General features: G+C 49.4%; 10 protein-coding genes and 1 pseudogene. All 11 read right to left on the bottom strand.

What is annotated here, in order from left to right; genetic code table 11:
• Window positions 1–87 precede the first annotated feature (87 nt).
• Window positions 88–558, bottom strand: a complete 471-nt coding sequence (gene smpB / locus HMPREF1091_RS07830; RefSeq protein WP_002564275.1) for an SsrA-binding protein SmpB — start codon at window positions 556–558, stop codon at window positions 88–90.
• Complete coding sequence (locus tag HMPREF1091_RS08595; RefSeq protein WP_002564276.1) at window positions 551–1480, bottom strand: tetratricopeptide repeat protein; 930 nt, start codon at window positions 1478–1480, stop codon at window positions 551–553. Before HMPREF1091_RS08595 ends, smpB begins: the two co-directional genes overlap by 8 nt.
• 68 nt (window positions 1481–1548) lie before the next feature.
• A complete protein-coding gene (locus HMPREF1091_RS07840) occupies window positions 1549–3657 on the bottom strand; it encodes a ribonuclease R family protein (protein WP_002564277.1) in 2109 nt (702 codons plus the stop codon).
• A gap of 129 nt (window positions 3658–3786) precedes the next feature.
• Window positions 3787–4710 (bottom strand): permease-like cell division protein FtsX, encoded by a 924-nt coding sequence (ftsX, locus tag HMPREF1091_RS07845; RefSeq protein ID WP_021736020.1) that lies wholly within the window; start codon window positions 4708–4710, stop codon window positions 3787–3789.
• Window positions 4697–5842: a cell division ATP-binding protein FtsE gene (ftsE, locus tag HMPREF1091_RS07850; protein WP_002564279.1), complete on the bottom strand. Its 1146-nt coding sequence runs from the start codon at window positions 5840–5842 to the stop codon at window positions 4697–4699. Before ftsE ends, ftsX begins: the two co-directional genes overlap by 14 nt.
• A gap of 145 nt (window positions 5843–5987) precedes the next feature.
• A complete protein-coding gene (locus tag HMPREF1091_RS07855) occupies window positions 5988–6866 on the bottom strand; it encodes a YitT family protein (RefSeq protein WP_002564280.1) in 879 nt (292 codons plus the stop codon).
• Window positions 6867–6926: 60 nt separating this feature from the next.
• Window positions 6927–8060: a peptide chain release factor 2 gene (prfB, locus tag HMPREF1091_RS07860; RefSeq protein WP_002564281.1), complete on the bottom strand. Its 1134-nt coding sequence runs from the start codon at window positions 8058–8060 to the stop codon at window positions 6927–6929.
• A complete protein-coding gene (locus HMPREF1091_RS08600; RefSeq protein ID WP_407918986.1) occupies window positions 8060–8251 on the bottom strand; it encodes an SEC-C metal-binding domain-containing protein in 192 nt (63 codons plus the stop codon). Before HMPREF1091_RS08600 ends, prfB begins: the two co-directional genes overlap by 1 nt.
• A 14-nt stretch (window positions 8252–8265) precedes the next feature.
• Window positions 8266–10822: pseudogene (secA, locus tag HMPREF1091_RS07865) on the bottom strand (preprotein translocase subunit SecA); the annotation flags it as partial.
• 193 nt (window positions 10823–11015) lie between these two features.
• Window positions 11016–13901 (bottom strand): AfsR/SARP family transcriptional regulator, encoded by a 2886-nt coding sequence (locus HMPREF1091_RS07870; RefSeq protein WP_002564283.1) that lies wholly within the window; start codon window positions 13899–13901, stop codon window positions 11016–11018.
• Window positions 13902–13911: 10 nt separating this feature from the next.
• Window positions 13912–14319, bottom strand: a complete 408-nt coding sequence (locus tag HMPREF1091_RS08430; RefSeq protein WP_002564284.1) for a hypothetical protein — start codon at window positions 14317–14319, stop codon at window positions 13912–13914.
• Between the last annotated feature and the right edge of the window lie 428 nt (window positions 14320–14747).

A 14747-nucleotide genomic window follows, 5' to 3' on the forward strand; every position in this document is an offset into this window, starting at 1 on the left:
CATTTATACGTATATGTTATTTGTTAGGTAACGTTTACTTCCGCAGTTAAACAGTAGTACGTCGTGAGGACAACCTTTGAAACGCCCCTAGTAGCGATTACGCTCCTTAAGGGCTCGGGCAATCTCACGATCTGTGTCACGCTTAGCCATATCCGCGCGCTTATCGTACAGTTTTTTACCTACACCCAAACCTATAAGCAACTTTACGCGGTTATTCTCGTCAAAATACAACTCCAGAGGAATGAGCGCTGTTCCTTTGGTGCGCAACTTGCCGTCAAGATAATCAATCTGACGACGATGCAGCAACACACGACGCTTGCGATCAGGATCTACATTCCACACATTGCCGTGGCTATAGGGATGGATATGCACCCCATGCAACCAACACTGACCATCGCGGATCAGGCAAAATGAATCGGTAATCTGGCAGGAACGTTCACGCAGGCTACGCACCTCAGTGCCGCGCAAAACCAAGCCCGCCTCAAAGGTTTCCTCGATAAAATACTCGTAGCGCGCCGAGCGATTTTTCGCAAGAATCTTTTTTTCACGCCTAGGCATGACTTTCTCCATTCCCAGGGCGAGCCGAACTGGCATCAGCCGCGCCGTTCACGTTGCCCGCACTGTCCGCGTTGCCCGCGCCGCTCACATCATCCGCATCAGTTTGATGGATGAGCTCAATCAGCGCAGCAGCTGCAGGAGCGCCGATAAGATCGCGAGCGCGCACCGTAAGCGTAGTAGCCAGATCCTTATGGCCTGTTGCGGCGGCATCCGAAGCTACCATAAGCAAACTTACCGCAATCTCTGCATTGGCACCCTCGGGCAAACCTTCCTGCGCCAACAGAGCACGGGCCTGCTCGTCCGTAATGCTATCGGGATCTGCATCTGTACGGGCAACCATAGCAAGCGCTGCTTCCAAAGCAGAAGAAGGCATATCAAGCCTACGTGCACACCTCAAACAGGCCGCCTGTAGCTGGGGACGATTGGTATTGCCAAAAAACCCAGCAAAGTTAAGATAGGCGCGAACCAGATGTGCCGCATCACTTGCATACTCAAAACACGAGTAGGTCAACGCCAAATACTCTTGTATGTCCCCGTTTGTGTTGTACAAATCCGCCAAATTAAGTCGATGACTGCAGTCCATGGGATTCCAACGAACCGCCTGTTTAAGTGCCTCTGTTGCACGCGCATAGTCGCCCTCGTGCACACAGACCATCGCCAGGTCCGAGTACAGACGGTCCAGTGGCTCATCCATCTCGCGAAGCTCGCGGGGGTCATTCTCTACACGGCGATACGCCAAACGCTCAAACAGGGTAGGAAAACTAAAATATTGCACCTCATCGGTGGTTTTGCAGTTGCGATCTACATACTCCTCTGCATCCTCTGCAAGCCTAGACAGCAAGGCATCTGCCTGCTCATACTTGCCCTCAACGAGAAGACCTTCTGCTCGAAGGAGCTCGTCTATCATGCGTGTTTGGCTCATAAGAGCTCCTTTCGTGATACTTGTTTTGTGTACTGTCCATCCTACCGAGAATGGCACTGCACACTATATTACCCAAGCTGGTCCTGAGATATGAGCGCTACATCAATTTGTCCACGCGCTACCGTAACGCTGCGCACTTGCACAGCCACACGACTGCCCGGATGCAAAACCATCCCCGAAGACTCCGCGGTAAGAGACCTGTGTGCCTCATCAAATATATACCACTCATCCCCCAACAACTTTAGGGGAATGAGAGCATCGGCATAGGCGGCATCCAGGGTGACAAACGCACCAAACCGCTCACATCCAGTAACGGTAGCCATGGTTTTCTCGCCAATACGCTGTTCATAATACTGAGCCATCTTTACTCGCTGAGAAGCGCGTGCAGCCGCCTCGGCCACCCGCTCCTTCTCAGAACAGCTGCGACAAAGCTGCGGCAGCAAATCCACCTTCTTTTGCGCTGTTTGCGGTGGACGAGAAGCCCTTGCGTCGTGAGCAGTGGATGCCTGGGTGTGAACTGCGGTGCTTACAATTTCCGATGCCTCAAATGTCTTACCTGCGCCCAATGCTTTAAGTGCTCTGTGTACCAGGACATCCGGATAGCGGCGAATGGGTGACGTAAAGTGGCAATACGCGGGTGCGCCCAAAGCATAGTGCCCCTGGTTATGCGGAGCATACACCGCCTTGGACTGCGCGCGAAGCAACAGTGAGCTTACCAGGTACTCCTGTGGAGTGTTTGCTGCAGACAAAAGCACCTCTTGGATTGCATGAGGATCTCCCACACAAACCAAATCTCCCAAAGCACCTTTGGCAATGTCCAGCTCACGCAATAGCGCCACCGCAGCCAGCAATGCATCTGCTTGCGGAGCATCGTGCACACGATACGCGCAGGCTATGTTTGCCTCATCCAACGTGTGAGCAACGCATTCATTTGCAAGCAACATAGCCTCTTCTACCAGCGACGTTGCATCTGTTTTTTGACGCAGTTTTACCCCGATTGGATGGTTTTTCTCATCCAACACCACGCGTGACTCAACCGACTCAAAATCAATCGCTCCACGCTTAGCGCGAATGCGCTGCCTTTGATGAGACAAATGGTTGAGCAGAGACAAGGTCTTTTTGATAGAAGGAAGTAAATCAGGGTCGCAGCTTAGTTGCTCGGAGCAGGCCTCATCTGCCAACAATGCATCTGCCTGATCATATGTCAGGCGTGCACGAGAACGAATAGCGGAAGGAAACGCCTCCCATGACAAAACCGCACCCGTCTTGCTCAGACGAATCAACACCGTCATAGCAAGTCTGTCTTGCTTGGGCATAAGCGAGCATACCTCTTCAGAGAGCTTGGGCGGGAGCATGGGAATAACACGATCTGCCAAATACACCGAACAGCCACGCTGCCGCGCCTCTATGTCCAACGAGGATCCCCAGGGCACATACTGGCTTACGTCCGCAATATGGACGCCCAGCTCGAACTGGTTGTTTTCTAACTCACAAATAGAAAGAGCATCGTCGTAATCACGTGCGTCGCTCGGATCAATGGTTATGCAGAGCAGCTTGCGCATATCTCGCCGGCTTTTCTCGGTAGCCAAAACCTGCTCTACCTCTGCCGTAACTTGGCGTGCTTCTTCGAGTACTGCCGGTGGGAACGCTGTGGCTAAGCCGTATGAAGCCACCACAGATTCCATGTCCAGATCAAGCTCTGTTGCCGATCCCAAACGTTTGACAATGGTCACAACACCAGGTTCGCTGCGCGTGGGATAACTGATGATACGAGCCGACACAATGTCGCCTCCGGATACTTTATGCGTGCGAGCCGAATGATCGCTGGGCAAAACAAGAAAATCACGCTGGATGCGCTCATCCAGGGGGACTACAACCCCAAGTGGTGGCATCTGCGCATAGCTGCCCAAAAAGCTCGTAGTACCACGCTGAATAACAGACTGGACATACGCTTGCTTATCAGCCGGTCCTTTTTGGATAACGGAGAAACTCACCAGATCTCCGTCCATGCCCTCGCGCAAACCACGCTTGGCCACACTAAACGTGCCCTCATCACTTGTAATATGGGCAATACCAGGGCGTAACACCTGCAGCGTTCCCTGAAGCGTTGGACGGAACTTACGCTTGGTGTAGCTTGGCTGTCTGCGCCCATAGCGCTTCTTTTTGCCTCGGCCCACAAGACCCCTTTCAAAGCTTTACCCTGTACTTTCAAAAAGCGCCACACCTCTGAGGTGCAGCGCTTTGAGACATGCTTTTAAATCCTTGGCATGCTAGCCAGCCTTTGACGCATAGCGCCAACGTAAAAGCTAAACCTTAAGGTAGCGGCGCATAGCAATAAGCGAACCAAACAGACCAATAATAATACCTACACCCAACAGACCGCCGTATATCTGCAGCAAAACCGTTTGAGATACCGTAAAGTTGAGGAAGGACAAGTTGGACTCAAGGCGAGGTACCGCATAGGACAACACCATCTGCAACGCACCAATTGCCAAAAGAGCACCCAGTAGGGCTTCCAGCACGCCCTCTGTTAGGAAAGGCCCGCGGATAAATCCATTAGATGCGCCCACCAAACGCTCGATTGCAATCTCACGACGGCGTGCAGTAATTGCCAAGCGGATCGTATTGTTGATAAAGACAAACGCCACAAATACCAACAAGGCTACCAACACCAAGGTGATAATACGAATGTAGTTGGTTACCGAGAAGAGCTTCTCAACCGTACCCTGTCCGTACACAACAGCAGAAGCTGAGTTTTTGTCGTCTGCAATGGATGCAAAATCAGCATCTGCAATGAGCTTATCGGCAGTTGCCTTAACCTGCTTAGGATCATCCAGCTTAACTACCAGCGATGCAGGAACCGGATTGGTTCCATCAAGTGCTGCTACCGCCGCCTCAGCATTCTTGTTGGACATGGTTTCTTTGTACTCTTGAAGCGCCTGCTCCTTGCTCTTGTAGTCAACAGAGGAAACGTTGTCCCAGCTAGAGATCTTGGTTTTAAGTGCCTCTATAGCAGTCTGATCCGCATCATCCGACAAAAATGCTTGGATGGTCACCTTGTCTTCCACATTGCCCACCATGTTTGACAGCATGGAGGAACCAAGTGCAAACAGGCCAATGACAAACAAGGACAAGAAAATCGTTACCACAGCACCAAATACGGTAGACCAGTTGCGGCGAAAGTGGCTGCCGGCCTCACGCAGTGAATATCCAATGTTAGATAGACCCATAATAACCGTAGCCTCCCCTCTCCTGGTCGCGGACAACATGGCCACCCTCAAGTGCAATAACACGCTTGCGCATGGAATCAACCATCTCACGGTCATGCGTTGCCATCAAAACGGTCGTGCCGGTGCGATTAATGCGTTCAAGCAGCTTCATAATGCCCAGAGAGATTGCAGGGTCAAGATTGCCGGTTGGCTCGTCACACACCAGCAAAGGCGGGCGATTAACCATAGCGCGTGCAACAGAAACACGCTGCTGCTCACCGCCAGAAAGCTGATCAGGATAGCTGTCCATTTTTTCGCCCAAGCCTACAAGGCGCAGCACCTCGGGAACCTGTGCGCGTATTACAGAGCGAGGCTTACCAATGCACTCCAACGCAAAGGCCACGTTTTCATAAGTGGTCTTACCGGGAAGAAGCTTGAAGTCCTGGAATACGCAACCAATCTGACGACGCAGATACGGAACTTTCCAGTTACGCATGTTGGTAAGGTCTTGACCGGCAACAATAACCTGGCCAGAGCTGGCCTTAAGCTCACGCGTAAGCAGGCGCAACAGTGTGGATTTGCCCGATCCAGAATGACCGACCAAGAACACAAACTCACCTGCATAGACATCCAAGCTTACATCTTGCAAAGCCGGCTTATTGGGCTGAGCTGGATATATCTTTGAGACATTGCGCAAAGAAATGACGGGCTTGGAAGAGCGCGGCACTGATGGCTCAGCAGGCTCATTGCTCGACGTAAGCGGAGCAAAAGCCGTAGTAAAGCCCTCGGTGGTTGCAATGCGCTGAGCTTCTTTTATCGCTTCCGATTGATCCGCATGAGATGTTGTTGCATCCAAAGCACCTAAGGCCTCCGAAGCATCCGAGGCATCCGAGGTGCTTGGATCTCCTGGAGTGTCGCCCGAAATGCTTGGCACACTAGATGCATCCAGTGCATTTGCGGAATGGTGAGAGTTAGAAATGTCTGGTATGTCCCCAATGCTCGAAGACGTAGGGACCTGATGAGTAGCCTGTGGTTCAGAGCTAGTTTGTTGTGCTGCGTCCACAGCCGCAATGTCAGGAATTGCGGATGAGGATGGAACAGCTGCTCCGGCTACGTCATCTCGTCGCTCGTCGCTGACGAAATGGTTTGCCACTAGAGCTCCTTACTGCGTTTAAGGTACAGATACGAGTGTTATTTTACCAAAGCCGCCGCGCTTATACATCCACCACTTTGTCTGCAGAGAAAACCTACGTGTGGCGCATGGCGCGGTAATGCCACGCAACAGAGAGCCAAAAGCTCTACTTAACTCCCAGCTCTGAAAAACCTTCGCCAAACGCCTCATACACCTCAGAGATAACCACTACTGCCTCTGGATCTATGTCCTCCACAATAGACTTTAAAAAGTTAACCTCACCGCGGCTCAGCACCACAAACAACATGGGCTTGCTGTTGCCAGACCATATGCCACGAGCCTGAATTTCCGTGCAGCCACGCTTCATCTCATACATAATGTCATTGGCAATACGCTCGTGTTTCTCGGAAATGATGTATGCGGCGCGCGTGGTTGAGGGACCATCCACCACATAATCCAGTACGCGACCACAAATAAACATGCAGATAACTGCATACAGTGCATTGCTAAGCGAGAAAACCGGGATGGACACCACAATAACCAGGGCATCAATAGCAATCGCTGCAGTACCTACCGAGAAGGAACTGTGACTTGCAATGAGCTGCGCAATGATATCCGTTCCACCCGTATTACCACCAGAGCGGAATACCAAACCTAAACCAAAACCGGTGATAACCCCGCCCCAGATGGATGCCAACAGCAGATCCCCGCTGCTCAAAACGGGAAGAACAGGAGCCAAAGCATCCAATGCAATGCTGGAACACAAAATTCCTGCAATGGTACGAATCAAATAGCGCTTACCACCAGTACGTGCTACAGGAATCAGCAAAAAGACATTAGCCAACAGCGTTTGAGCACCAACAGGAATCTCTAGTCCTGTCTGCGCACCCAATGCATGGATGATGGTTGCCAAACCGGTTATGCCACCGGCAGCAAGCCCATTGGGCACTTGGAAACAGTCAATTCCTACGGCAAAAAATAAGGAGCCCACAATAATTAAAAATGCATCGCGAATATCGCTGCGGTGAATATAATGACGCTTCATTGTGCCTCCCCTATGGTGCATGTATTAGTTCATAATGTGTGCTTTAAACAAAACGTATGTTTATCCAATATCTGTAGTGCCAGAGCTTGGTTTACCAGCTGCTACCCATCGATGGTATCCAATAATAAAATCATCAAGTTCGCCGTTCTCCAAAACAGCACTCACTTTGCCCGTCTCAACCCCCGTACGCAAATCCTTAACCATTTGATAGGGATACAAAACGTAGCTGCGAATCTGATTTCCAAAAGAGATGTCATGCTTGGGACCGCGTAGCTCATCTAGCTCTGCTTCACGCTGCGCCTTTTTAAGCTCATACAGACGACTACGCAAAATTTGCAGGGCAAAAGCCTTGTTTTGTAACTGGCTGCGCTCATTTTGACAAGTAACCACAATGCCTGTAGGCATGTGTGTAATGCGAACAGCAGAGTCTGTCGTATTTACGCCCTGTCCACCATGACCGGATGCATGATATACGTCAATGCGCAGGTCATTAGGGTCAATCTGTACATCCACATCGGCAGGCAGTACGGGAATGACCTCCACGCCAGCAAAAGACGTCTGTCGGCGTTTCTTATCATCCGTAGGAGAGATGCGCACCAAACGGTGCACTCCCTGCTCCGCCCTGAGCATGCCATACGCATTTTCTCCAGCAACGGTAAAGGTCGCACGATCAATGCCAATAACCTCAGCGGTAGGTGCGTCGTTAATGGTGACCTTCCATCCACGAGAAGCGCAGTATTTCAGATACATGTGAAACAGCATGTCGGCCCAGTCCTGAGCCTCAAGTCCGCCCTGACCTGGAACGATGGTAACAATAGCGTCGCCCGCGTCAAATTCCTCAGTAAACCAGCTCGTAAGCTCAAGCTCGGTAAGCTGAGATTCGAGCTTCTCGACAAGATCAGATGCTTCTTCCATAAAGGCTGCATCGCCTGTCTCATCTGCAAGCTGGAACGCAACCTGCGCGTCTTCAAGCCAGCTTGTAATATCTGCTACTCGCCCAATGGTCTGCTTGGCACGGGTAAGCTTTTCCATGGTTGCACGGGCAGCCTCTGCATCATTCCAAAAATCAGCAGCCGAGCTCACACGTTCAAGCTCGGCAACCGTTTGCTGCAAAGTATCTATGTGTAAAAACAGCTGCGCATGAGCCAGGCGTTCTTCTAACTCATGCAGCAGACTTGCTGTTACTTCGATCATTAACGATTCCTACCGTGGCAATTCTTGAACTTCTTTCCGCTTCCACAAGGACAAGGATCATTGCGACCAACGCCTGCGTAGGGGTCGTTTTCGGACTTAACGTACGTGCGAGGCTTATCCTGCCCAGCTGCTATATGTTTGCCAGCAGCATTGACAGCAGCCTGCGGATTGCGAACCCGAGCCTGGCTTATCGCAGAGTGAGAACCCTGATCACCATCAACCTCTGCAGGACCAGAGTAGGTTGCATTGGACAGACCATCATCCGCCGGAGCGGTAGGTGCAACCGCAAGCTCCATGCGCAAAACGGTACGGATAAAGTCCTCATACATCGTACTAACCAGCTCGGAAAAGGCCTGGTATGCCTCACTACGATACTCCATCAAGGGATCGCGCTGACCAAATCCGCGCAGGCCAATACCCGTCTTAAGGTAGTCCATCTCTTGCAGATATGCCATCCAACGCGTGTCAATAACGCGCAGCATGACCTGGGTTGCAAGCTCGCCCATGATGTCATCACCAATGCGAGCAGCCTTGGTTGTGTAAGCACCAAAGACAAACTCGGAGACCGTCTCTACAATTTCCTGGCTATCCATCGAGATAGAAACCTCAGGTAGATCCTGCTCTTGCATGCCCGTGAGCTCTTCAAGCCACTTGAGAAGACCGTCAATGTCCCAATCCTCTGCGGACACTGCGGATGAACAGTAATTTTGTACTTCTCGCTCAACGGTATCGTAGGTAACTTCCTCAACGTGCTCTGTCAGGTTCTTGCCATCCAGAATCTTATTACGCTCCTCATAGATCACCTGACGCTGCTTGTTCATAACATCATCGTAATCCAGAACGTTCTTACGCATGGAGAAGTTGATCTCCTCAACCTTGCGTTGAGCACCCTCTACGGCCTTGGAGACAGATTTTGACTGAATGGGCTCGTCGGAGGGCATTTCCGCACGCTCCATCCATTCGGAAATCTTGTCCATGCGGTCGCCACCAAACAGACGCATGAGGTCATCCTGGAGAGAGAGGTAGAACTGGGTCTCACCGGGATCTCCCTGACGACCAGAACGTCCACGAAGCTGATTGTCAATACGGCGGCTTTCATGGCGCTCAGTACCTATAACGCACAAACCGCCAGCATCCTTGACGTGCTCGCGCTCTATGGCACAAATCTCACGTGCCTTCTCTAAAGCAGCCTGCTTTTGCTCATTGCTGACTTCTTCAAGATCAAACCCTTGCTCTAGAAGCAGGTCATCCGCGAGGAACTGAGGATTACCGCCCAACAAAATATCCGTACCACGACCAGCCATGTTGGTTGCAATGGTTACTGCGCCCTCACGACCAGCCTGGGCAACAATAGCGGCCTCACGTTCATGGAACTTAGCGTTTAGTACGTTGTGAGCAACGCCGCGCTTATTAAGCAAGCGAGACAGGCGCTCGGAGTTTTCAATGGAAACCGTACCGACCAGAACAGGCTGGCCAGACTTGTGGCGTTCAATAACATCCTGTGCAACCGCATTGAACTTATCGTCAATTGTGCGATATACCAGATCGACGTTATCGATACGAGCAACGGGCCTATTAGGGGGAATTGCCTGGACAGGCAGGTTGTAAATCTCGCGGAACTCTGCATCCTCGGTCATTGCAGTACCCGTCATACCAGAAAGCTTCTTGTACAGACGGAAGTAGTTTTGCAGAGTAATGGTTGCGAGTGTTTGGTTTTCCTCGCGTACATACACGCCTTCTTTGGCCTCAATTGCCTGGTGCAAGCCTTCTGAATACCGGCGACCTTCCATAATACGACCGGTAAACTCATCAACGATTTTAACTTCGCCATCCGTAACAACATACTGTTGATCACGGTGGAACATATACTGAGCCTTAAGCGCCTGCTGTAGGTGATTGACCAGCTGACCAGAAATATCAGCGTACAGGTCATCGATTCCCAAAGCACGCTCAACCTTCTTAAGGCCCTGCTCGGTAGTGGCAATGGTGTGCTTGGCCTCATCCATCTCAAAGTCTTCTTCAGGGATTAGGCCGCGAACCGCACGAGCAAAATCCTTATACGTACTGGCGGATTTTGACCCAGCACCAGAGATGATAAGAGGCGTACGAGCCTCATCGATCAGAATGGAGTCAACCTCATCCACGATAGTGAAGTTATGCCCACGCTGAACACGCATGCTTGCACGCGTAACCATGTTGTCACGCAGATAATCAAAGCCAAACTCGGAGTTGGTGCCATAGGTAACGTCTGCCTGATAAGCAGGCTTTTTAAGCGTGAGTGGCATGCCATTTTGGAGCAAGCCAACATTCATTCCCATGTAACGATATATCTGACCCATCCACTCACTATCGCGCTTAGCCAGATAGTCATTAACCGTAACGATGTGAACACCATTACCAGAAATTGCGTTCAGATACCCTGCCAGTGTAGAAACAAGCGTCTTGCCCTCACCGGTCTTCATTTCTGCAATCATGCCTCGATGCAAGGCTGCACCACCAATAAGCTGAACGGGGAAATGGCGCATGCCCAACACACGACCAGACGCCTCACGAACCGCAGCGAACGCCTCGGGCATCATATCGTCCAAAGACTCACCTTGTGCGTAGCGCTCACGAAACTCAGCAGTCTTACCTTTGAGCTCGGCGTCACTTAAAGCCGCAAACTGCTCATTCAGATCTTCAACGCGCGCCACGACTTTCTCAAATTCCTTTAGTTCTTTATCGGAACCAATAGAAAGTAGTTTAGAAAAGAAACCTGGCATGTTACTTCCTTGCCTGCGTATAACGTTTGGATAATGCTCTGCACATAATTCTTCAATCTGTAACTTTATCAATCATTAGATAAAGCCTCATGCAAGATAGAACCCATCACCATAAATACGCAGACTATCAGACATGCTTATGATGCTCATTTGCAACACAAACCGTCCTCTTTAGTAAGGATATTCCTTAGCTTTAACTGGCCTGAGCTGTGGGAAGTCCCTCACCGTCTCCCTTATCGCCTGGATTGCGTCGTATCTTTCTCATGCGTTGATCAGTTTTATCGGAATCGGAGACCTTGTTATCAGTTCCCAATTCTTCCACAGACTTTTTCTTAGATGTGGTCTTTATGCTAGTGCTCTCAATTAGTTTGCTGTTCTCGGTAGCTTCTTTTTGGCTTTCACTGATTTGCCCGCAGCCATGGTTCATATCATCTGTACCTTCTTCGGCATTAAAGCGCACAAATATACTTTGCAACAGCCTCTTAAGCTCACAAGATGGCGACAGGCCTGTAACTTCGGACAGCTTGCGCGCGTATTTCGTAAAGAGTCCTTTGGCATCCGCCACCCGCCCCTGCTTCACATACACTTCAAGCAATACTCTCAGGGCGTCCTCACGCAAGTCATCCTCCCGATATGCCCTGTCTGCCAGCCATTCTGCCCGCGACAATTCCTTTTCGGACAGCGCAGCATATGCCCCAAGCAAGCACAGATCAATAAAGCGCTTGCCCGTATCCTCCCGAGCTGCTAACGACAAGCCCAGCACATCATCCATAACACAAACCATACCGGTATACATGGCTGACACGTTCATAACTTCCTCAAGCAATTGCTTGTTGGAATACTCTGCCGAGAAAACCTGATGACAAGCATGTGCAAACTCATCCATATCGATAGTCACATACTCAGATGCTAACCAAATCCTCCCGCTACCCGTACAAATAAACGGACAGCCACCATTCTCTATACTTACCGCTCGTCGTGCTGCCGTGAGCGTTACATACAGACGATCACGCGCCTGTGCATAATCACAATCAGGCCACAAAGCAGAAGTGGCTTGAAGACGTGTAAGCGAATGCCCAGGCGTTACCGCTAGGAGTGCTACCAGATTCTTTGCCATATGGCGCTTCCACGATGCCTCAGCAACAGGAATGCCATCAACATACATTGCTAGTTCTCCCAATACATTAATCCGCAGTTCGTGGGGCTTGGCATCTGCAAGAAGTAAATCGCTTTCATGCTTCTTAAGCATATCTCGACGATCAGATGTAAACTTATCAATCTTGTTACACCACGCAGCAGGCATAGCATCCACAAGTGATGATGACAACTCTCCGCAAGTCTTAGCCAATACAGCCAGCAACGGCAACATAACTTCTGGGAGTGCATACTTCTTTAGCCTGTTTGCCGCAACGATCAGCTTTGACTCCTCTTTCAGATAAGCCTTCTCAAGAAGCCATTCCACACAAGTACTAGACGTTGGGTTCTCAATCTTTGCAAGACTTGCTGCCTTGGTATCGTTTGAACCCATGCACATATCCAACGCCGTTTGCAGATGATATAGGTGTAGGCTTAGAAAAGGCATTGCTTCATTTGAGAGTTTGGCTGCTCGCTCTAGCAATACATATGCTTGCAAACGAGAGCTCTCATACATGCTTTGAACAGCAGCACAAACCAGTAATATTGCAGCCTCTAGCTGTAAACCAGCAGAAATCAGCTTATTGGTTAAACGTTCAAGCTCGGATAGCTGATCAGTTGCACCGGCCAAAGCATCCAATCCGATATTGAAACGATCAGCCAAAAACGCATAGTCTGTCTGCTCTGCAAACTCAGTCACCCGCTCTTGCAAGACAAATCCAGCACGCAGCACGTGATCAGAAGCAAAGCGCTGCACTGCTGTAAAATCAATTGCTAGCAACACATCTGTCACGGAAGCAATCTTTGAAGGCACGCCTTGGATGAGCAACTCCGCAAAAGCCTTCTTTATATCACCGCGCATCAGATGCTGCTTGACACAACAATGAACATACAAGGCATGTGCCAGCTCATATGTTCCGTCTACCACGGATTGAGACGGCAGGTCGCGTGCCTCTTTCACATCCTTTTCGGCATACGGTGACATCGGCACAACAGCTGAGATCTTCTCGTTATGCTCATCATTTTGATGATACTTGTCTTGCAAAGCATCACTGCTATACGCAGCTGGCTTCAATGCCTCCATTAACCAAATGAGCTGGTAATATATTTCCGTCTGACGAGAACCCAATGGAGCTGGCACACAAATAAGCTCCTGCTGAGCAGTCTCATATTTCCCATCAATTACGCGCAGCGCTACTTGGGCACAAGCTCTCTCAAATACATGTGCATTATCCTCGCACTGCAAAACAGCATCGCGAAGCACTCGCCCCTCTCCAGCATTTATAAGCTCTATGGGCCATCCCAACGCAACTTCAAGCCAAGTTTGTTCATCGCAAAATAAACTTGCCACCTTAATCGCGCGAGCATACTCTTTGTGTTCAAGCAGTAGCTCAATACAGCGTTTTGTAATTTTTGGCTCTAGCTGCGCATATGAAGCCAACTCGTGTCTTACTCCATCAAGAACTTTGTGATTAAAAAGGTATGCACAACAAAATGTCTTATCAAAACTTGAAGCGTTATAAAATGGTGCTGCATCACACAGCGAGGCAAAGATATCTCCACAGGATTTGCCAACTGCCTTATCGATATCCTCTAGTGTTCCTACACCTAAAAGAAACATCGCAAGACGCATGTTTTTATCATCAGATATCAGAGAGTCTCTAAAACCATCGAGAATATGCTTCTTGACTGCATCGCGCAGACAGTACAGTGATTCGATGGGGACATCATGCCGAGGATGTCTATTGAAATACTCCAGAGCAGGACGCAAGAGCTGTGGCACACCAAAACTATAAGCAAACGCAGATTCCACCTGCGAAAAACTAATGAAATCTGTAAAAGAGCTCAGATACGCACGTTGTACTACTAAATCACTTCCGTGAATAATAACGGGATGTTGTACATAAGAAAGCACCTGAGAAGCCTCTGGAGCAACAGTGAGCACAAAATTGTAGTTACTCACTAAGACGAGAAATAAGCCGGCCAAGACGCTGAGCAAGCGCCTCATCGCAAGGCATGAGGCTGGTAATAACGATAAGGGGGCGCTGGAGATTATTGCATTCAACTTCACTGCAATAATGCCTAAGATGAGTAAGGAGTTCGTCTTTAGGCGTTTTTGTACAATCAATCTCATACGTAGGATACCCTTTGGCGCTCCACGCGTGTGCTAGTTGACGTGCATATATTTCACACTCACAACTTGGCTCTGCACAAAACACTACAACAGGGCTAGAAAACTGGCTCTGCCCAATATGAACAGTTTCCATAATCTGAATGCTATCAAGATAGGCGGAAATGTTGTTCACTGAGTTTGTATGTGCACCTCTGCGCTCTATGCGGGCAACCGCAGGCCTCCTACGCATGAGAATCCCCTCCAAAATGAGTATAAAAATTAAGGTGAAGACAATGCACTACTAAGGTAGCAAAAAAGATGTAAGGTAATGGACCTTATTTTTCTGAACGAAATCTAACAAAAAGATGAATCATGCATAGAGCTTGATATCAAAAGACAATATATTGTGGTTGATGAAAATAGAGAACACAGTACCTGTACTAAACCTGAATAAATGGTTGAATAAAGTAAATAAATTAGTATTTCGCTGAGCGAAATTCACAACAACAAAAATAACCGCTAAGGTAGAAAAATATACCGTTTAAACGTGCGAAGAAGCATTTTAAACAACAGAGTTTCTCACCCTCAACCCCCATCAAAATGCAACCCCCAAAAACAAAAAGGCAGCTGTTGTGTGACAGCTGCCTTATATAAGCAAAATACTCTTTGTTGGTCAGC

The sequence above is a fragment of the Atopobium minutum 10063974 genome (genome assembly GCF_000364325.1).
In the GTDB taxonomy this organism is placed as follows: Bacteria; Actinomycetota; Coriobacteriia; order Coriobacteriales; family Atopobiaceae; genus Atopobium; species Atopobium minutum.